This window comes from Streptomyces sp. NPDC046915 (genome assembly GCF_040644935.1).
GTDB lineage: Bacteria > Actinomycetota > Actinomycetes > Streptomycetales > Streptomycetaceae > Streptomyces.
Genome location: NZ_JBEYXB010000016.1, coordinates 193,135 through 211,229, shown reverse-complemented (window position 1 = coordinate 211,229; position 18,095 = coordinate 193,135). Strand labels below are relative to the sequence as shown.

The 18,095-nt window shown below is 69.0% G+C and carries 19 protein-coding genes and 2 pseudogenes; 9 read left to right on the top strand and 12 right to left on the bottom strand.

The window, feature by feature from the left end; translation table 11 throughout:
* Positions 1-20 precede the first annotated feature (20 nt).
* Entirely contained in the window at positions 21-212 is a 192-nt protein-coding gene (locus ABZ915_RS34665) for a Tn3 family transposase (RefSeq protein WP_361811487.1), read from the bottom strand.
* A gap of 72 nt (positions 213-284) precedes the next feature.
* On the bottom strand, positions 285-902 hold the full coding sequence (locus ABZ915_RS34660; RefSeq protein WP_361811484.1) for a hypothetical protein: 618 nt from the start codon (positions 900-902) through the stop codon (positions 285-287).
* A 309-nt stretch (positions 903-1,211) separates the two neighbouring features.
* Between ABZ915_RS34660 and ABZ915_RS34655 the strand changes: the two genes are divergently transcribed.
* Positions 1,212-1,421, top strand: coding sequence for a hypothetical protein (locus ABZ915_RS34655; RefSeq protein ID WP_361811481.1), 210 nt, complete (start codon positions 1,212-1,214; stop codon positions 1,419-1,421).
* 14 nt (positions 1,422-1,435) lie between these two features.
* Here ABZ915_RS34655 and ABZ915_RS34650 read toward each other — a convergent pair whose 3' ends face one another.
* The 4 genes from ABZ915_RS34650 to ABZ915_RS34635 form a co-directional block, all read right to left on the bottom strand.
* The gene (locus ABZ915_RS34650) at positions 1,436-1,645 is read right to left on the bottom strand and encodes a hypothetical protein (protein ID WP_361811570.1); all 210 of its coding nucleotides are present in this window, start codon (positions 1,643-1,645) and stop codon (positions 1,436-1,438) included.
* 158 nt (positions 1,646-1,803) lie between these two features.
* Complete coding sequence (locus ABZ915_RS34645) at positions 1,804-2,508, bottom strand: restriction endonuclease (RefSeq protein ID WP_361811478.1); 705 nt, start codon at positions 2,506-2,508, stop codon at positions 1,804-1,806.
* Positions 2,505-2,759 carry a hypothetical protein gene (locus ABZ915_RS34640; protein ID WP_361811475.1) on the bottom strand — a complete coding sequence of 85 codons (255 nt, stop codon included), beginning with the start codon at positions 2,757-2,759 and terminating at the stop codon, positions 2,505-2,507. Before ABZ915_RS34640 ends, ABZ915_RS34645 begins: the two co-directional genes overlap by 4 nt.
* A gap of 464 nt (positions 2,760-3,223) precedes the next feature.
* Positions 3,224-3,355: a hypothetical protein gene (locus tag ABZ915_RS34635; protein WP_361811472.1), complete on the bottom strand. Its 132-nt coding sequence runs from the start codon at positions 3,353-3,355 to the stop codon at positions 3,224-3,226.
* 660 nt (positions 3,356-4,015) lie between these two features.
* Here ABZ915_RS34635 and ABZ915_RS34630 point away from each other — a divergent pair.
* The 4 genes from ABZ915_RS34630 (at position 4,016) to ABZ915_RS34615 (ending at position 6,428) form a co-directional block, all read left to right on the top strand.
* Complete coding sequence (locus ABZ915_RS34630) at positions 4,016-4,183, top strand: hypothetical protein (RefSeq protein WP_361811469.1); 168 nt, start codon at positions 4,016-4,018, stop codon at positions 4,181-4,183.
* A 397-nt stretch (positions 4,184-4,580) separates the two neighbouring features.
* Entirely contained in the window at positions 4,581-4,814 is a 234-nt protein-coding gene (locus ABZ915_RS34625) for a hypothetical protein (RefSeq protein WP_361811466.1), read from the top strand.
* Positions 4,801-5,409 (top strand): sigma-70 family RNA polymerase sigma factor, encoded by a 609-nt coding sequence (locus ABZ915_RS34620; protein WP_361811463.1) that lies wholly within the window; start codon positions 4,801-4,803, stop codon positions 5,407-5,409. Before ABZ915_RS34625 ends, ABZ915_RS34620 begins: the two co-directional genes overlap by 14 nt.
* Entirely contained in the window at positions 5,406-6,428 is a 1,023-nt protein-coding gene (locus tag ABZ915_RS34615; protein ID WP_361811460.1) for a hypothetical protein, read from the top strand. Before ABZ915_RS34620 ends, ABZ915_RS34615 begins: the two co-directional genes overlap by 4 nt.
* Before the next feature lie 560 nt (positions 6,429-6,988).
* Here ABZ915_RS34615 and ABZ915_RS34610 read toward each other — a convergent pair.
* The gene (locus tag ABZ915_RS34610; protein ID WP_361811457.1) at positions 6,989-8,239 is read right to left on the bottom strand and encodes an FAD-dependent monooxygenase; all 1,251 of its coding nucleotides are present in this window, start codon (positions 8,237-8,239) and stop codon (positions 6,989-6,991) included.
* 79 nt (positions 8,240-8,318) lie between these two features.
* Between ABZ915_RS34610 and ABZ915_RS34605 the strand changes: the two genes are divergently transcribed.
* Positions 8,319-8,891 (top strand): TetR/AcrR family transcriptional regulator C-terminal domain-containing protein, encoded by a 573-nt coding sequence (locus ABZ915_RS34605; RefSeq protein WP_361811567.1) that lies wholly within the window; start codon positions 8,319-8,321, stop codon positions 8,889-8,891.
* 20 nt (positions 8,892-8,911) lie between these two features.
* Positions 8,912-9,368, top strand: a pseudogene (gene manB, locus ABZ915_RS34600) (phosphomannomutase/phosphoglucomutase); the annotation flags it as partial.
* On the opposite strand, the gene ABZ915_RS34595 reads toward manB, so the two are convergent.
* Together ABZ915_RS34595 and ABZ915_RS34590 are read right to left on the bottom strand one after the other, a co-directional pair.
* Positions 9,344-10,624 (bottom strand): IS4 family transposase, encoded by a 1,281-nt coding sequence (locus ABZ915_RS34595; RefSeq protein ID WP_361811454.1) that lies wholly within the window; start codon positions 10,622-10,624, stop codon positions 9,344-9,346. The pseudogene manB and the gene ABZ915_RS34595 sit on opposite strands and share 25 nt — an antisense overlap.
* A gap of 561 nt (positions 10,625-11,185) precedes the next feature.
* On the bottom strand, positions 11,186-12,463 hold the full coding sequence (locus ABZ915_RS34590) for a hypothetical protein (RefSeq protein ID WP_361811451.1): 1,278 nt from the start codon (positions 12,461-12,463) through the stop codon (positions 11,186-11,188).
* Between the two features lie 520 nt (positions 12,464-12,983).
* On the opposite strand from ABZ915_RS34590, the gene ABZ915_RS34585 reads away from it, so the two are divergent.
* Positions 12,984-13,121, top strand: a complete 138-nt coding sequence (locus ABZ915_RS34585) for a hypothetical protein (protein ID WP_361811448.1) — start codon at positions 12,984-12,986, stop codon at positions 13,119-13,121.
* 90 nt (positions 13,122-13,211) lie between these two features.
* Positions 13,212-14,060, top strand: a pseudogene (locus tag ABZ915_RS34580) (formylglycine-generating enzyme family protein).
* A 347-nt stretch (positions 14,061-14,407) separates the two neighbouring features.
* Here the strand turns inward: ABZ915_RS34580 and ABZ915_RS34575 are convergent.
* The 3 genes from ABZ915_RS34575 to ABZ915_RS34565 all read right to left on the bottom strand — a co-directional run bounded on the left by ABZ915_RS34575 (position 14,408) and on the right by ABZ915_RS34565 (position 18,049).
* On the bottom strand, positions 14,408-15,064 hold the full coding sequence (locus tag ABZ915_RS34575; protein WP_361811445.1) for an N-acetylmuramoyl-L-alanine amidase: 657 nt from the start codon (positions 15,062-15,064) through the stop codon (positions 14,408-14,410).
* Positions 15,061-16,554 (bottom strand): sulfatase-like hydrolase/transferase, encoded by a 1,494-nt coding sequence (locus ABZ915_RS34570; RefSeq protein ID WP_361811442.1) that lies wholly within the window; start codon positions 16,552-16,554, stop codon positions 15,061-15,063. Before ABZ915_RS34570 ends, ABZ915_RS34575 begins: the two co-directional genes overlap by 4 nt.
* A gap of 118 nt (positions 16,555-16,672) precedes the next feature.
* Entirely contained in the window at positions 16,673-18,049 is a 1,377-nt protein-coding gene (locus ABZ915_RS34565; protein WP_361811439.1) for a family 43 glycosylhydrolase, read from the bottom strand.
* Between the last annotated feature and the right edge of the window lie 46 nt (positions 18,050-18,095).

Genomic DNA, 18,095 nt, shown 5'->3' with positions numbered 1-18,095 from the left:
CTGCCCTGGGCAACGCTCCGCTACGCCTCGCTGGCGTTCTCATCGGCCGACGGTTGGCGCAGCGGTCGGCGGCCGGCCTGCGCGGAGCGGAAAATGGGCTGGTCCTCCGTGCCCTTGCGGTAGTGCTGGCGCAGTTCGCCGCGCTGTCCGAAGAAGATCCGCCGGGCCAGGCGGTGGCGGGCCTCGGCGATGTTGAGCTGCTTGCCGATCATGCGCCGGTTTTGAAGTGGCCCAGACAGCGAGCTGATGTCTCATGAGACATATCAAAGTCTGGAGAAGGACGGCTACCGCGCCCAGTTCGCCGTGTACGCGGACCGGCGGGTCCTGCTGCGCTCCAGGCAGGGGACGGACATGACGGCGTCGTTCCCCGAGATCGAAAATGGCTGTGCGAGAGGTCGCCGCCGTCGAAGGTGGCGCCGCTGAAGTCGAAGGCGTATGGGCACCAGGACGTGGAGGCGTCCGGGTCCCGCGGATGACGCGGATGATGGTGTGACGGACCTCGCACTCGCCCTCCTTGTAGCTGCCGTGGGGTCGGTTTCGTAGGGCATGATCAGGTAGGCGCACAGCACGTCGATGCAGACCTGGCGCTGTTCCTGCCAGCCGTCGGCGAGCCGCTGGTCGTGGCCGAGCTGCCCGGCGGCGGTGGCGTAGCGCTCGGCGAGCTGGCTTGCGTCCGCGCGGTGCGCGTCGCCCTCGGCGAGGAGCTGCTTGCGATAGGCGTAGACGCCAGCGAGTACAGCGCCAACCAGCGTCAGGATGGTGACGGTGGCCTTGAGAACGTCGTTGATGTTGACCGGCTTGGTCGGCTTCTGCGCAGCAGCCGCGTGCGTGAAGTAGTCGAGCGCCAGCTGGTAGATCACCCAGCCCAGGAGGAGGGCAAGGGCGACGGCCAGGCGCGCCACGAGCCAGACTGGCAAGAGGTCCGGGGCGTAGCGTCCTTGAGGGGCCCCATCGGGCTACTCGTCGCCTGCGGTAGGCGTAGACGACGGCCAGGAAGACGCTGAACAGCACCAACGCGGTGCCGACACCATTGAGGACGCTGCTGACGTACACGTATACAGCCCAACCGAGCACGAGGGCGGGGATGAGGGCCACGGGCGCGACCTACGAGATCGGCCAGAGCACGATGCGGCGTCGGCGCTGCGGAACGAGCACGACAGGAGCATGCCGCAAACAGCTCCTCGCCGAGGGCGCCCTGTACCGGAACCTCCATGATCCGATCGTGCGCCCGGTCCCTGCGGGCCGCTCGCGGGTGCCCGACGGTCGGCTTCAACGAGGCGGTCCTCTCCGGCAGCCTGGCCGACTTCAGTGAGGAGACGGGCGAAGCACCGTCAGGTCGGCTCACCGTCCGGCTCAAGCGCGTCTGTACCGACCTCACGCCCGATGATGTCGCGCAGCTCGACGCTGCCGGCGGGGAGTGAACAATCTCCGGCGCTCAGCGGCCTGACCGGGTGATCCCATCCGCAAGCTGCCCCACGGTGTGGAGCACCCCCTGGCCGAAGGCCGTGGGAGCGATGAGAACTCCGAAGGCCATGACGATGATCACGGTCAGCAGCTCGTCGTTGCGGCTGCGGGCCTGGGTCCGGCGGCGCAGCCGGAGGTAGATGATGACCGCCAGTAGAAACGCTACGTTGATCGACAGCATCACGCAGCCTGTCCTCCCCCTTGAGGCAACCTCCCAGCCTTCTGATGTAGCCACAAACCCCTGTACCGGGCAGCTCAGTTGGTGCTCGTTGGCAACAAAGCGCTTCTCTGAGGCTGGATCACTCGGATGCGCGGACAGGCCATATAGGGCACTCCCGGCTAGGACTGAGTTGTCGGCTGCCGCGGCGGGGGTACGGCTCGCAGGAGTTCCCACAGGGGGCGTGAGCCGGCCGCCCATTCTGCGAGGACCCGGCGGTCAACGAGGTGGAGTCGTTGCTGCTGGGCGAAGGTGCGGCCGGGCTGGGTGATTCTGCCGTTGGTGACCATGACGACGACGTCGCCGTTGTGGACGGGACGGCCGGTGCCGTTGAGGACCTGCAGTTCGGGGGTGCCCACGGCGGCTCCGCGGTCTCCGTTCTTGCGGTGCTTGCACTGGATCACCCAGCGTCGGCCGAAGGGGTCGGTGGCCTTCACGTCAGCGCCGAGATCGCCCTGGCCTCCGACTTGGACGGCGTCTGCGCATCCGTCGCGGTGCATCAGGTCCCTGATCGCGTGCTCGAACTGTCGGTGGGTGAGTGCGTCCATCTGAGCGATCCGGTAGCGCAGTGCGCGCGCCTGGGCTTGCTGCCACTGGGCGCGCTGTGACCGCTGCTGCCACCATCCCGCGCCGCCCAGCAGCGCGATCAGGGCGGCGATGAGGAGGATCCACCAGTGCGCGAGCAGCCAGTTGACCACCATGACGGTCAACGTGATGGCGGCGACAGCGGCGACGCCGATGGTGACCAGCTGGGCGTCCTGCTGCTGCCGGCGCCTGCGGCTGGGACGCCGGGACGGTCGCCGACGTGCGGGCGGACGTCGGGTCACCGGCCACCGCCCATCGTGGAGAAGTCGATCGGATACGACACCGTGTGCCTGGGCGTGGCCGGCTTCGCCTTGGGCGTCTTGAACTTGATCGGGTAGGACAGGGTGGGCTGCGGCACCACGGCTTTGGGCGGGTTGCCGGTGAGCTGGTCGAAGCGGATCGGGTACGGCCCTGTCGATCCCCGCTGGGGACTTGTGGGCCTGTCTGCTTGGGCGTTGCTGTGCCCGAAGCCGACGACCGCCAGGGCGGCCACCGCCAGGATGGTTAACTCCCGGCGCGCCCTCCGCGCCCACCGGGGGTGCCCCCGAACCGGTGTCCCATCGGAACGTACGTAGGGGCGTACGAACGGCATGTGATCCTCCCCCGAAGCATCCAGTTACTGCGTAGCCACCATGCTGACGGCAGGCACTGACAAACGATCACCTTCGAGGCGAAGCCCCATGCCGCATCAGGCCAGTTCAGGACACTGGTCGCGCGTGATGAGCATCCCGTGGCGTCCAGTTTCGCTCGGACAGACGTTCTGTCGTTCTGTGTTCCTCGAGCCATGCTGTGCGGCTCGTTGATGGCGGGCTGGGGGCGCTTCGGCTGCCCCGTGCACTGCTGGGCTGGTGCTTCGCTTCGGCCAAGGCCGATCAAATCCCCCGCCACCGCGCCTGTGAATGTCCCTCGCAGATCAACCTGATGGCGGACCTCAGCGCGTGGGCGCAGTGGTGGAATTCAGTCGGCCTGATCCGGTTCGGCCTCGCGTAGAGCGCGCGCCGCACGCTCGCAGGCGCGGGCCAACTGCTCCCGGAAGGGGAAGATGCGCGCGGACCCGGCGCGGCTGCGCAGGGCGGCCAGGGCTTCCACCCACTCAACGGCATCCGTGGGCAGGGTGTACGGCTTGCCGCTCAGCCGGACGGCCGGGCGCCCCGGACGGGCTCGGAGGTCCGCTCGCCGGCCTCCACCGGCCGGTCTGCGCGGCGGTCGGCGCTGCGCACCTCCCAGGCCCGGGCCGGTGCGCAGGCGAGCAGTAGACGGGCGGCCGGCCCTTGCCTGTGTAGGCGATGGACGCACCGCACCAGGCGCAGGTGCGCTGCACAAGCCGCTCTTACGCGTCCAGAATGCGGTCCGCCTTTTTCGTTACGGACGTAGATCTACTACCTCCACAAATACCAGGCACCCTCCGGCGGGCGGGTATCGCAGGGGCGGACCAGAGGCCCGACCGTGACCTTCCCACGTTGCCTGCGGCGGCCGCGGGCGGCCCCTGTGTTCAGCTGCAGTCATCCGCACACATTCGTCGGCTCCGTCAACGTGGCGGCTGACCTGTCGCGGTCGAGTTCTTGCTGCCGAATGACTTCTCGACCGAGCAGGTGGACCGGTTACCGCCAGGGTCACAGACGGGTTGCAGGGCTAACCCTCGCATCCGTGACCCTGGCGCCGCCTGGAAGCCCCTGCGCTCCAGGACAAGTTGCGCGGACCGTCCGCGTATCTGGTCCCGCCTGACCTGCCAGTCCGAGGGGAACCCGCATGTCCACGATTGTCCTGCTGGTCGGTCTGCCGCTGGTCCTGGTCGTGCTGCTGATGGTCGGTGCGCTCGGCTACGCCGTACACCGCCACCCGGTGCTCGATCATCGTGGCGCCGACCGGCGCGCCGACATCCTGGTCGCCATCATCTCCCTGATCGTCAAGGGCTGATAGCCGGTACCCCTACCGCGGCCAGACCGTCGGCTTTCCCGAGGACGCTAAAACAGACGCGTGGGCCCGTCAGCGCCCTGGCAGGGAAGGAGCAAAAAGAAACGATGACCAGGCAAGCGCGGCCGTCGCACTACTGGCCACTAGTGGGCCCCACAGTCCTGCTGGCAGGCCAGGCGGGACGCCGCGCCAGATGACCCACGCGACCTCGCCCGAGCCCAGGCGCCTCCTGCCTCTGTCTCCAAGGGCAAAAGAGCTACGAGTGACGCTCAGGCCGTTGGTCGGCCGGATCACTGAGCAAAAAATCATGAGACCTGCTTCCCGATCAAGGTCTGCTACGGCCACATACGAGTGGGAAGGGCATCAGCTCTGCCCGTAACAGGCCACGAGGGGAGGCGGCATGGAGCCCGACACGACGGCTGTGGTGACCATGGCGGGTGCGGTGATCACAGCCATCACCACGATCGCCGGGGGCTGGCTGAAGGCACGGGTGCACCTGCGCCGGTATCGCGAAGAGTCCCGCCGGCAGCACGTAAGGATTCTGCCGGCGGGCAGCCGCATCATCGATCTGGGGGAGCACGGCATCGTCATCGAGGTCGGGGGCCGGGAAGGCGGGGCTGGTGGACGCGGATGACCCAGGTCCCGGGCCGATCGACGGTGGAGGATCCGAGATTGGCGCGTTGCCCTCGGCGGATGCCGCCAGAATGGTTCGGGTGCGCGGTGAATTCCTGGACTTCGTTGAAGACACCCATCCCCGTATCCTCCGGCTCCTGATGATGAAGGGAGTCAGTCGCCACGAGGCCGAGGACGCGGCCCAGGAAGCGTTCCTCCAAGCGTGGCGTGAGGTACTTGCCGGACGCTGGGCATCCATCGGCAACCACACCGGCTGGATCCGGCGGGTGGTCTGGAACGTTCACCACCGGCCGCCGGGGCAGAAGCGCGACCAGCCGCTGATCGCGTACGGGACCGGGCTGCCCGACCTCTCCGATCCGAGCGAAGATCATGCTGACCTCACCGAGCAGACCCTCACCGTCCTGAAAGTCCTGGCCGACCTTCCCGAGCCTCAGCGGTCCGTAATGGCCCTCACCCTGGACGGTGCTCCTGACACCGAGATCGCAAAATTACTCGGTGTGACCGCGCAGAAGGTCCGGGATCTGAGAAAGCAAGGCCGCGCAGCCTTACGCCGCGCCCTTGCTCCACACACGGTCACGAGGAAGGAAGCCCGATGAGCGGCCGCGAAGACAGGCCCGAGGAGGTCACCGACACGCAACTGGACGCTCTCCTGGACACCGCCGCGGCCGACCTCCTGCGGCAGGTGAAGGCAACCAGCGACACCAGCACCCTCCTATCCGCCTTCCTGGAAACCAACCAGACCGCCCCCAGCACCGCACCGGCCGCATCCCCTGCACCAGCGATCCCGGACGGCCAGACCCTGATCACCATCAGGGCCCTCGACCGCGTCCTCGACTGCGCCCGCGACCGCGCCTACGACCTCCTCCGCGCTCTCGACCGCGGCCCCGCCCCTGACAGCGCCCGTGACCTCGCCCGCGGCCTCGCCCGCACCCCGGCCCTCGTCCGCGACCTCACCAGCCCCCCGGCCCTCGTCCGTGACTTCGTCCGCGACCTCGCCCATGCCCTCGCCCACGCCCACGACCTCGCCCAATCCCCCGCCCGCGACCTCGTCGGCGCCCTTCTTCGCATCCCCGACCTCGCCCGCGACCGCGACCTCGCCCAGGCCCGCGACCTCGCCTTCGCCCTCGCCCGAGACCTCGCCCGCGACCGCGCCCTCGTCCACGACGACCTTCTTCGCGTCCCGGACCTCGACCAGGACCACCGGGACCTCGCCCACGGCCTCGTCCTCAAACTCGCCCGCGCCCGCAGGCGCGTTCCCGACCTCGTCCCCTACCTCGACCGCGCCCTCAATCGCGCCCGCAACCTCGCCCTCGTCCTCGATCTCACCCACGAGCTCACCCACGCCCTCACCCTTGCCCTGGCCCTCGCCCTCCCGACATGGCCTTGGGCCGAACTGCGCGAACTCGCCGACGGACAGGTGGATGCCTCGGGTGCGGACCTGACACGGGTGGATGTCAGCGACCTGACGGTACTGAGCAACGTCATCTGGTCCGACGACACCCTCTGGCCTGCGGGGACCAGGCCGCGCATTCGTGCCCACTCCGATGAACTGAGGCCCGGCGTATACCTCGTACGAGGAGGAAACGAACGAGAGAACGCCAACACGCTGCGGTAGCGCCAGGGGCAGGGCCGGCAAAAACCGCCTGGCGCTGGGTCTCCGGCCAAGTGGACCTCAGGAGAAGCGACTTGGTGTCTCGTATAGAAGTCGCAAGAGATGCCGCAGGAAAAGGCGCAAGGGCTGGCGCAGGAGATGTAGCGGCCGGAGACTCCGCCGCGGCTCGATCGCATACCCAGTCGGGTGAAGACGGGCAGACGGGAGAACTTCCGCGGACTCCGGTGATGGGGATCTCTGAAATCGACCAGTGATGCTCGTCGCCCCACTCGCTCCGTCGTTCAACAGAGTGGGGCGTTTCGGCAAGCGACACGCACGCTGTCGGCCAGGGCCGCCCGCTCGTGTCGTGTGCGGGGCGAGCCGCCCGGTCAAGAGCGCCTGCGGCGGCCCTCCATCCTGGGTCCGGCTTACCCGCAGACGAGGAGGATGGCGACGGTGGGCATGAGGAACACCGGGGGCCGGCCGCTGATCAGCTGGTAGGCAGGGTCCCTCGTCCTGCCGCAGTTCGCACCGCTGGTCGGGAGTGGTCATGGCGGCCCTCGGTGCGAACTGCACGGTCGCTTTCAGCCGGTGCTGGTCCGTGCCGGGTTCTCTGGGAGCTGCCAGTTGCCGCCGCGGTCCTCCTTCGACAGGCGCGCGGCGAGGTCCGGGACGTGCAGGAAGCAGGCCAGCGCGGTGGTGGCCTGGAAGGCATCGATCGCACGCTGGGTCATCGGCATGCCCAGGCGCAGCAGGCGCGGGTTGACTTCGCCCTGGATCTCGTTGACGAAGGGCCGCAGCACGCGGTCGTAGTTCGCCAGCGCGGTCGGCAGGTCGCCCGGGTGCCGATTGATCTCGCCGGCCAGGACGTGGGCGCCGACCAGGCCGCCGGAGATGCCCATGCCGCTGTAGGGGGAGGCGCAGTGGGCGGCGTCACCGGCCAGGACCACGCGGCCCTTGGACCAGGTGTCGGTACGGACCTGGACGACCTCCTGGGAGTAGAAGAACGGGCTCGTCTTCATACCCTCGATGAAGCGCTCGGTCTGCCACCCGGCATCGCGGAACCTGCTCGCCCAGAACTCCTGCTGACGCTCGACGGGCGTCCGGTGGATCGCCGAGGCCTCCTCGGATTCCTCCCGTAGGACGAAGTACACCTGGGTCTCGGTCGGGTTGTGGCTGCGGCGCATGATCTGGCGGCCTCTCGGGATCATGTAGGTGTCCCGGATATTGCTGTCGGATGCGATGCGCGGAACGAACCAGTAGGCCATGTGGATGCCCACCCTCCAGTACGGGTCGAGACCCTCTGGAAGAATCGCTCGCCGGATGCGCGATCCCTGGCCGTCCGCGCCAACCAGAAGGTCGAATTCGCCGGATGACCCGTCGGAGAAATGCGCGACGACCTTGTGGGTGTCCTGCTCGAAGCCGTCCACGCTCTTACCGAAGACGTACTCGGTGTCATCCCTCGTCGCATCGTGCAGGATGCGCACCAAGTCCCCGCGCATGATCTCGTACTCGGACGTGAGGGTCTGCCGGCCCTTCCCCGAGGTATTGGCCATGATCGTCGCCTTGGCCTTGCCGTGTACGTCGATGAAGGCAACGCCCGCCTCGTCCACGAGCTTGCCTCGGACGGCGTCGAGAAGCCCCATTCGCTTGACGGCCTCGATGCCCTGCCCCCGAAGATCGACCTGGGCCCCGGCGGCCCGCAGCGCCGGAAAACGTTCGACAACGGTCACCCGGTGGCCGCCCCGGGTGAGCCAGAAGGCCAGGGCCTGCCCCGCGATTCCACCACCGGCGACGAGGATCCGCAGGGGCTGCTTGCCCGATCCCTTCGTCATACCCATCCCTCCAAAATCTATCAGTGAAAGATTCTTTTTCAGAGTCATCTATCAGCGATAGATTGTCAACGTGACCAAGATGAACCGCGAAACCGTCATCGCTGAGGCGCTCGGCCTGCTCGACGAGGTCGGGCTGGATGCCGTCAGCACGAGACGGCTGGCGAAGCGACTGAACGTGGAGCAGCCGTCGCTCTACTGGTACTTCCGCACCAAGAAGGACCTGCTCACCGCTATGGCGGAGGCGGCGATGGAACCCCATGCGACCGCGCCCCTGCCGGCACCCGGCGACGACTGGCGCGACTGGTTCGCGGACAACACACGCAGTTTCAGGCGCACCCTGCTGATGCGCCGGGACGGCGCACGGCTCCACGCCGGCAGCACCCCCACCGGCGACCTCGACCGGATCCGCCGCAAGATGGACTTCCTCGTCACTTCCGGCGTGCCCGAGCGGGACGCGCAGATGGCCATGCTGGCCGCCAGCCGCTTCACCGTCGGCAGCGTCCTGGAAGAGCAGGCAGACACCGGCCCTGGTGACGGCACGGATCTACCGGTTGACGTGCCGGTGATCGATCACGAGTCGGCGTTCGAGGCGGGCCTCGCCCTCATCCTGAACGGCCTGGTGCACCGTACCGGGGTGCAGGGAGTCGACTGATCCCCCAGGGTCAGGCGCCCAACCTGCAAGCCGCAGTGCGCGCGAGCGGCGCGGACATCGGACTGGCCTTCGGCGGCGACGCCGACCGCTGCTTCTTCGTCGACGAACAGGGCGCACCCGTCAGCCCGTCGGCAATCGTCGGCCTGGTCGCGGCGCGTGAGCTGAGCCGCCATCTCGGTGCCGCAATCGTGCACAACGTCATCACCTCCGCCGCGGCCGCGGAGATCATCCGCGAGCACGGAGGCAGGCCGATCCGCTCGCGGGTCGGGCACTCCTTCATGAAGACGCGCACGGCGGAGTACGACGCCGTCTTCGGCGGCGAGCACGCCGGCCACTACTACTTCCGCGACTTCTGGCGGGCGGACACCGGGATGCTCACGGCTCTGCACGTCCTGGCTGCGCTCGCCGAACAGCACCGGCCGCTGTCGGCACTCCTCGCCCCCTACACGGCGCTACGTCTCCTCGGGCGAGATCAACTGTGCGCAGGGAGCAGAGGGGCTGGGCGAGCACCGCGGCATGGTCGTCGGCGCTGCCGAACGCCTCGCCTGGCCCCAGGCACGCCTGGGGTAGAGACGCGCGAGCACCTCCCAGGTGAAACCCATACCGCCGTACACCTGTACGCAGGCACCCGCTCCCACCACCACGGCGTCCGCTACTGGTTCAAGTAGCCCGCCCCCGGCAATGCCTGCCGTCCCCCGGCCATGTGAGGGACGGCCCTCCTGCGGCATCTCGTGGTGCGGCGCCCGAAGGGTCTCGGGCGCCGCACCAGCGCACGCCTGTCCAGGGCGCACGAGCAGGGCGTGGATCTCCTGGTCGATGCCCTCGGGGGTGCGGGCCCGCAGGACCCGGCCGCCGAGGATGGCCGACTTCAGTTCCAGGCAGGCGGTTTCGATCTCCCACCGCTGGTGGTAGGGCGTGGCCAGTTCGGCTGCCGGGTGGCGCTGGTGGTCGAGCAGGGTGGTGGCCAGTCGGTACAGACCGGTGTGTTTGCCGGTGGTGGTGGTGACGGTGATCTCGCAGTCGACGACGCGGACGCGCAGGTCGCCCAGCGTGGAGAGGTAGGAGCCGTCCCGGTAGCGGGCCAGGACCGGCATCCTGTGGCCGTTCTTCAGCCGGACCAGGGCCTCGGCACCGGTGGCGGCGATGTCGGTCACGAGCCGTTGGGCGGCGAAGTTGCGGTCGGCGAGCAGGATCATCCCGGGCCGGAGGCTGGACAGCAGGCGCGGGGCGTGGGTGATCTCGCCCGTGGTGGTGGGGCCGAACACGGCGTCGATGAGGGTACGGGTGCCGCAGGCGACCAGCGCCAGCAGGCGGATCTGCGGGTAGCCGGTCCCGCCATGGTTGCCCGCCTGCTTGGTGAACTCGCTCAGGACGGCAGGGGCGTCAGGAACCGTCAGGATGGTGCCGTCCCGTGCGACCACCAGCAGCTCGCGCCAGCGGGCCCCGGGGCCGTGCGCAGTCGGAGCCGGTCCGCGCAGGAGGTCGAACAGCCACCGCAGCAGCTTGCTGCCGACACGGCGGCGGGCCTGGGCCGGCGCGCTCGCCGTCGGCGCAGCCAGGGGCAGGCCCGCCAGCGCGTCGGTGAGCTTGCGCCACGCACCGGGATATCCCACCTCCGGGAACAGGCACGCGGCCAGGACCAGGTAGATCACGACCCGGGAGGGCAGGTCCCGCAGCCGCGACTGCACCGCCCTGGTCGCCATCAGCGCCTCGTCGACCATCTCGAAGGGCACAAGCTGGGTACGTTCGCCGAGATGACCCGGCGCGAAGGGGCCTTCGGCCACCGTGACGGCACGGGTGATGGCGGACTGCCCGAACAGCGGAACCTCCGGTCTTTGTGAACGGCTTGTCTTGGTCGACTGCCAGTTCTACCGGGGCTCCGCTCCTCACGTCCGGCGAGTCCGCAGCTCAAAGACCCTGGACAACCCCGCCGGACCCGTAACTTCACGGCCTTGCCGCTAGTTTCCCGCACCGCGCCGGTCCGCCGCGCGTATCGCCCGGCTGGGGTGCGGGAAGGTCCCGCACCCCGGCGGAGGCGTGCTCCTGGCAGCCGAAGCACGCGTTGATCCGCCTTCCAGGGCCGACTCCAGCACGCGTCGGGCCATCTGCCGCAGGAGCCCGCCCACGTGAGCCCAGACGGCCACTCACCCGACCAACCGGTCATCCGGCAGGACCGCCGACGGCTCGACCGACCGGACTTCCTCGAACGCCGCGGGCGAAGACCCTCACGTCGCCCTCAGGTGCCCTTCCCCGATCGGGTGTCAGGCCGAGGACCAGTAAGCCGCCCGGCGGTCCTACTGCGCGGCCCGGAAGGAGGAGGCCCAGGTGCGGTCGCGGCCGGGCAGGCCGCCCGTCCCGATCTGGCAGACGTAGGGGCAGAAGATGCTGTTGAGCACCCAAGGGGCACTGCTCGCACCGAAGTTGGGGATCGGCGCGCCCTCGGTGATGCCGTAGCTGGACACGGCGAGCTTACCGGTGTTGCGCATGCGCGCTATCCAGTTCGTGATGAAGGTCGAGTGGTTGGCGAACCACGTGTTGGAGAGCAGGAAGTCGTTCCATTTCTGCTCCGTGAAAGGGTTGTTGGCGGCATCGTGGATGACCTGCCACACCAACGTGCCCGCCGGAATGCCGTAGGCACTCGCGAACGAGGGGTCCACCGGGTCGCTCATGTGCTGCTCCCAGAGCTTGATCAGGGAGAACTCGGTGGCCAGGAACGTCTGGTCCGCGCGGAGGTAGGGCAGGATGTAGTCGAGGTACTTCTGCGCCGCGTCGATGCCCGCCACATGCGGGTGGATGTCCGTACCGGCGATATGGGCGTTGCCGGCCACGAAGGTCATCCAGCGGTCGGTCTGCGCGTTCTGGTTGGCAGGGTCCTCGAGGCCGTTGAGCGCCCCCATGTAGAAGACGGTCTTGGAGGTCGTGCCGAAGTGCGTGCTCCGGTACTGGATGGCGTGCTTGGCCAGCGCCTCGTAAAAGTCGTTGATGGCGGAGGTCGTACGGTCCGCCTGACTGGTCTCGTAGAACGGCTCGTTGCCGATGGTGACGATGTCGACCTTCCCGAGCACCGCCGCCAGGACCTTGTCGAGCCGGGTCAGGGCGGTGTCCATGGCCGCGGTACCCGGCGCTGGAAGCGTAGTGTCGTGGTACTGGAACTTCGTGGAGAGCACCGTGCCGTAGCCGTCGGACGACGCCTGCAGCAACGTCGCCATCCCCGTCTGCGTCGCCGGATCCCCCGAGTCGGCGTCGGACATCAGGTAGAAGCCACGCATCCAGGTGGCGGAGACAGCGCCCAGCTCCGCGTAGTCGATCATGTCCAAGGACTCGTTGTAGTTGGCGCCCAGGACGCCCGAGGCGGGGGACGCGGTCACCTGGCTCACGACCGCACCGGCCGGCACCGCGTCGAAGGAACCGCCGGCGTCGGCCGCGGTCACCGCGCCGCGCCCGCCGTTCGCGCCGCGGGCCGCCAACCCGGCTGCCGCGAGCGCAGCGCCTGTGGCCAGGCCGAGCAACCCGCGCCGGGACGTCGACCTGCGCTGCGGCCCACCACCGGATTCCGTACCACTTCCCTGCATGCGATCGCCTGCCCTTCCGTTAGGTCTCATCAGCGAAAACAGCCCTCACATCCGGGGGCAACGGCTGTTGAGGGCGCGTTGCCGCCTTCGGCTTCACGTACGTCGATGTGCCGTTGGACGAACCGGTGGGCCCGGTCTTGTCCTTGCTCGGGATCACAGAAGCTGACCCCGATCTGCCTGGTGAGCTCATGCACCTCGGCAGGGTTGTCCGAAGCCAGGTCGCTCAGCTCCCACGGGCCGCCGTCGAGGTGGAACAGACGGCGCCGTCGTCGCCGAGCTTCACGGCCGTGTCGTACGGAGTCGTCCTCCCAGAATCCGGTGAGTTCCCGAAGCCCGCTCCGGCTGAGCGGGCCGTGTCGGCACAGCAGTTCCAGCACCTCGTGCTCCGATCCGCCACGTCACGGAAGGCCATTGCTGGTTTGCACGCCGTACAGCATCGGAAAGGCCCACTCATTACGTCAACACTCCGGATAAATAATCCCGACGGCGTCGTCCCGAGCACGCAGATGTCCGCTCGCGGATGATGCGCTGCCTCTACGCCCTCCTACGCGAACGCGGCGACAACTTCTACCACTGGATGACATCGATGTACGACGTCGGCGCGGTGGGTCACGACGCAACCCTGAGCGGGCTGGACGAATCCACCTACCGGAAGTAACAGTTGCGGCGGCCGGTGGCCCGTGGGCGGACCACCGTGGTCGCGCCGGCGCCGAAGCCCGTCGCCTCCAGCCGCTCGACCCGCGGGCAGATCCTGCTGCGCGGCGGCGAGTTCGCTATGGGCGACGCCTTCGACGAAGGCTACCCGGCCGACGGTGAGACACCTGTCCACCCGGTACGGTTCGCGCCGTTCCACATCGACGAAACCGCCGTCACCAATGCCCAGTTCGCCACCTTCGTCGAGGCGACGGGCTACGCGACGGACGCGGAGCGCCACGGCTCCTCGGGGGTCTTCCACCTGCTGGTCGCCGCCCCCTCCTCCAACGTCCTGGGCTCCGTCGCCGGGACGCCGTGGTGGATCAACGTCCGCGGGGCGCACTGGCGCCGTCCCGAGGGCGCTCGCTCCGACATGACCGGCCGGCAGAACCATCCGGTCGTCCGCATCTCGTGGAACGACGCCGCCGCCTACGCGAGCCGGGCCGGCAAGCACCTCCCCACGGAGGCCGAGTGGGAGTACGCCGCGCGAGGCGGCCTCGTCGGCCGGCGCTAGGCGTGGGGTGACGAACTCACCCGGGCGGGCGTTGGCGGTGCGACATCTGGCAGGGGGAGTTCCCGCACCACAACACCGCCGAGTACGGTTATCTGACCACAACTCGGGTCAAGGCCTACCGCCCCAACGGCTACGGCCTGTGGAACACCGCGGGCAACGTGTGGGAGTGGTGCTCCGACTGGTTCTCCCCCTCCTACTATGCCGAGTCGCCGGAGGAGAACCCGCAGGGCCCGGCGACGGGAACGACGCGTGTCCTGCGGGGCGGTTCCTGCCTGTGCCACGACTCCTACTGCAACCGCTACCGAGTCACCGCGCGCCTCGAACACACCTGAGTCCTCTTCCGGCAACCTCGGTTTCCGCTGCGCCAACGACGCCTCCGAGACGGCGTAGCGGGGAGCGGCCCTCGCCGCCGGCGCCTCGCAGCCGACGCCCCCTGGTGCTCCGTCCGCGTGATCCTGCGGGGTCGCTCGGGCGGCCGCCGCGACGGCGCGGCGCCGACCGACGGCAGGATGGTGGCGTGCACACGGCCGCCGGTCAGTTCGCGTCCGGACGCAGACGCCGCCGGTGAGGCGTGAACGCCGACGCGTCCGCGCCCCGTTGCTGAGCAGGGCCGACTCAGGATGTCCGCTTCCCGGTCCGCCGGGTGCGGAGGCCTGGCCGGGCATTGGCCCGAATGGCCCACAGGGCCGAACAGCCGAGGGGGGGGTGCCTGTGGCGCCGCCCCCTCGATGTGCTGCTCAGCTCGCGGTTTTCACCTGGCGCACCAGTTCGAGATAGTGCTCCCAGTCCCAGTTGGCCCCAGGGTCGGTGTGGGTGGTCCCGGGCACCTGGTGGTGGCCCAGGATGTGGGTGCGGTCGACGGGAATGGCATAGCGGGCGCACACGGCCGCGGTGAGCGCCGCGGACGCGGCGTACATCTCCTCGGTGAACCAGCGGGTGGAGTTGACCCAGCCCTCGTGGGTGATGCCGATGCTGCGGTCGTCGTAGTCGGGGTGACCGGCGTGCCAGGCGATGTCCCTCTCCCTCACGCACTGCCCGATGTGGCCGTCCGCCGAACGGACCACGTAGTGGGCCGAGGTCTTCCGGCCGGGCTTCCGGAAGACGGCGACTGCGTCGTCAAAGCGCTCCTGCGTCACGTGGATGAGCACGTAGTCGATCGGATGCCTGTGAGGACGCTGCGCGGTACGGAAATTGGTGCGGGCGGCGGGCAGCCACTGCGCGCCTGGGTGGTCGACGACCGCGGCAGACGAGCCGCCGGCCGCGGAAGCGGTCCCGGTGGCAGCCGCGGTCGTGGCCGCCGTGGCCAGGGTCGCGGCGGCCACACCGCGCAGGACCGTACGGCGTGACGGGCCGGCCTGCTGGTTGCCGTCGCTGGGGTCGTTCGGTCCGGTCATGCTCCGTCATCCTCCGAGGTCCGGTACCAGTTGTGCTGGGCGAGCCTGGGCTCGTAGACGCCCTTGGGGAGGTCGTCGGTAAGCCGGACCGCCCATCGCTGCACCCGCTGCATGAGATCGGCCTTGACCTTGCGCAGGCTCGGATCGTCCCAGCGGTTGTGCAGCTCCATCGGATCCTTGTCGAGGTCGTAGAGCTCACCCACGTCGCCGACGTGCTCGTAGAGCTTCCAGTGGTCGTGCCGGAGCATCCGCGACGAACCACTCTGCGTCACGCTGTTCAGCTCGTCGTACCTGCTGCCCTCGTAGGGGAAGTGAAGCGGCGGCCGGGCGTCGGCGGGGTAGGGCAGGCCGCCGAAGCCGCGCTCGGTGACGATGTCGGCGAACTCCGCGGCTGGGTAGTCGGAGCCGGTGAGCATCTGCCACAGGCTGCGGCCCTGGACACCCAGCGGGATGGGGTGGCCGATCGCCTCGCACACCGTGGGCAGGATATCGGCGATCGAGACGAAGTCCGTCTTGTTGTCCTGCACCTTGATGCCGCAGCCGTGCACGATCACGGGCACGTTCGCCAGGACCTCGGCGATGCCCGCGCCCTTGCGCTGCAGGCCGTACTCGGCGGTGTAGTCGCCGTGGTCGGCGAGGAAGATCAGCAGGGTGTTCTCGTACAGCCCCTGCTCCTTGAGGTGGTCGACGAGCCGGCGCCACTGGTCGTCGATGAGGCGGAGCATGCCGCAGTAGGTGGCACGGTAGCGGCGCCAGAGGCCGTCGTATCCAGGGCGCTTCTCCTCCACCAGGTCGCGCAGCCACTTGTAGGCGCCGCCCTTGGCCTCCGCGTCCGCCGGGCTGGTGAGCCGCTCAGGGATCTCGTCCTCGGAGAACATCGAGTAGTACGGCTCCGACACCTGGTACGGGTTGTGCGGCTCGGGGGTGGAGACGAAGGCGAAGAACGGCTTGTCGGGGTCCCGGGCGTCGATCTGCTGGATGGCGTCGGAGACGATCCGGTACGGGTACTGCTGCTGCGCCGGGAACGGCGTGGGCGCCGTCGTCGGGCCCATGTCGATGGAGTTCAGATAGGCGGTGAAGGCCCGCTGCTCGGTGGTCTTGTCCGGCGCCTTCGTGTGCCCGTACTCGGAGAAGGCGTCGTACTCCGCCGGGTTGTTGCGGTACATGTGCGTCTTGCCCGCGTAGAACAGCTGGTAGCCGGCGCCGCGCAGGACGTCGACCAGGTCGTCGCCGCGTGACACCAGCGTCGCGTCGGTGCTGGAGTTCTGCCGGACGCGGTGGGTGCTGGGCCATCTGCCGGTCAGCAGGCTGGTGCGCGCCGGGACGCAGGCCGGAGCCGTGGTGTACGCGCGGCGGAAGCGGGTGCCCTGGGCGGCGAGGGAGTCGAGAAAGGGCATCGTGTCGAGTTCGAAGCCCACGCCTTTGGTGAAGTCGGCGCGGACCTGATCGGACATGCAGAAGATGATGTTCGGAGCGGTCGGGCAGGTCACAGTGTTCCCTTCCAGTGGGACAACGCGTTCGGGACAATGGGGCGGGGATGCGGGTCAACCCGACCGTGCGCGGCGTCCGTTGACGCCTCGCACGGGGGGATCGCGTCGTCCTGGGCCTTCACCCGCCGATGGCCTGGCCTCGGCTCTGTCGCTGGACGTAGAGGCGGTTGCCCTGCGGGCCGGTCCACTCCAGGCGGACGACGCCGGGCACCGCGGCGTCGGCGACGCGCGTCGGGTCGGCCCAGTGGCCGAAGCTCGGGTTGCGGAAGAAGGTCGCCCACAGATGACCGCCCTCGTCCGCGAAGACGCTGTTGTGGCCGCCGCCCACAGCCGCCGTCCAGCGCCGGGAGTACGGGCCCTCCAGGCGGTCGGCGACGGCGACGACCGCGTCGTACTGGTACTGCGTCCCGCCGCCGCTGTAGGCGTGGCGGATGCTGCCGTCGGCGGCCGTCGAGGTGCGGTCCCACGCGGCCTGCACCAGGAAGTACTTGCCGCCGTGCTTGAAGACGTAGGCGCCCTCCAGGTACGGCTCGGGGCTGTAGGGCTGCTGCTGGAACGCCGGGAGGTTCGTCGTAGGGACGATGTCCTCCATGTCGTCCCGGAACGGGGCGTACAGGTTGTTGTGCAGCACCAGCCAGGCGTTGTCGCCCTCGGTGAACATGCTGCCGTCGATGTGGTAGCGCGCTCCGTGATCGATGTACGGCGCGTCGGGCAGCGGATCGCCGAACGGCTTGTCGAGGTTGCCCTCGGCGAGCCGGTACGGACCCTCGACGCCCCCGTCGCTCACCAGCAGGAACGAGCCGACCTTGTGCGCGCGGTCGCCCGTGCAGGCGACGATGTACCAGGTGTCGCGGAAGTAGTGCACCTCCGGCGCCCAGACGTTGCCGCGCTTGCCGAACAGGTCGTCGTACCAGTACTCCTGCCACGGGGCCACGACCGTGCGCCCGGGCCGGTTCTCGTCGGCGAACTCGGGCGACCAGACCTTGCCCTTCTCGGCGCCCGGCCGGATGCCGGTGGTGTCGGCCAGACGCCAGGGGCCGCGCAGGGAGGTGGATGTCCAGATGAAGATGCCGTCGTTCCAGGGGCCGGCGGTGTCGAGGCCGGGCACCCGGGTGGTGCCGGTGGCGACGTAGAGCGGGCGGCGACCGTCGACCCGGAAACAGTTGACGTAGAAGTCGCGTATCCAGACCCGCCCGAGTTCCTCGTCGCGCGGGCGCAGCTCGAGCGGCAGGATGAAGGAGTTGTCGTCCCTCGGCCACAGATCCATGCGGGCGTCCGCGAGGCCGTACGGCTCCAGGTCGGGCCAGTTCGAGGGGTAACGCCCCTTCGCCGACGGGTACTGCCCGCTCACCGGCGAAACCGCGGCGGCAGCCCGGCCCGTCGCCCCCAGCGAGCCGACAGCGCCGGCGAGGCCGACCGCGCCTGCCGTCCTGGCCATCCCGGCCAGCAGCGTCCGTCGGCCGATCGGCGACGCGTTATGGGGGTCGGTACTCATCAATCGCCCTCTCGTTCCTCATCCCGGGAGGCCGCGCCGGAGCGCG

What these genes read in the sequence shown, in the direction of transcription:
- ABZ915_RS34585 (WP_361811448.1), top strand. Translation starts at nt 12,984, where the DNA reads ATGATGCGCTGCCTCTACGCCCTCCTACGCGAACGCGGCGACAACTTC.
- ABZ915_RS34655 (WP_361811481.1), top strand. Translation starts at nt 1,212, where the DNA reads ATGATCCGATCGTGCGCCCGGTCCCTGCGGGCCGCTCGCGGGTGCCCG.
- ABZ915_RS34565 (WP_361811439.1), bottom strand. Translation starts at nt 18,049, where the DNA reads ATGAGTACCGACCCCCATAACGCGTCGCCGATCGGCCGACGGACGCTG.
- ABZ915_RS34605 (WP_361811567.1), top strand. Translation starts at nt 8,319, where the DNA reads ATGAACCGCGAAACCGTCATCGCTGAGGCGCTCGGCCTGCTCGACGAG.
- ABZ915_RS34665 (WP_361811487.1), bottom strand. Translation starts at nt 212, where the DNA reads ATGATCGGCAAGCAGCTCAACATCGCCGAGGCCCGCCACCGCCTGGCC.
- ABZ915_RS34630 (WP_361811469.1), top strand. Translation starts at nt 4,016, where the DNA reads ATGTCCACGATTGTCCTGCTGGTCGGTCTGCCGCTGGTCCTGGTCGTG.
- ABZ915_RS34615 (WP_361811460.1), top strand. Translation starts at nt 5,406, where the DNA reads ATGAGCGGCCGCGAAGACAGGCCCGAGGAGGTCACCGACACGCAACTG.
- ABZ915_RS34575 (WP_361811445.1), bottom strand. Translation starts at nt 15,064, where the DNA reads ATGACCGGACCGAACGACCCCAGCGACGGCAACCAGCAGGCCGGCCCG.
- ABZ915_RS34650 (WP_361811570.1), bottom strand. Translation starts at nt 1,645, where the DNA reads ATGCTGTCGATCAACGTAGCGTTTCTACTGGCGGTCATCATCTACCTC.
- ABZ915_RS34610 (WP_361811457.1), bottom strand. Translation starts at nt 8,239, where the DNA reads ATGACGAAGGGATCGGGCAAGCAGCCCCTGCGGATCCTCGTCGCCGGT.
- ABZ915_RS34625 (WP_361811466.1), top strand. Translation starts at nt 4,581, where the DNA reads ATGGAGCCCGACACGACGGCTGTGGTGACCATGGCGGGTGCGGTGATC.
- ABZ915_RS34590 (WP_361811451.1), bottom strand. Translation starts at nt 12,463, where the DNA reads ATGCAGGGAAGTGGTACGGAATCCGGTGGTGGGCCGCAGCGCAGGTCG.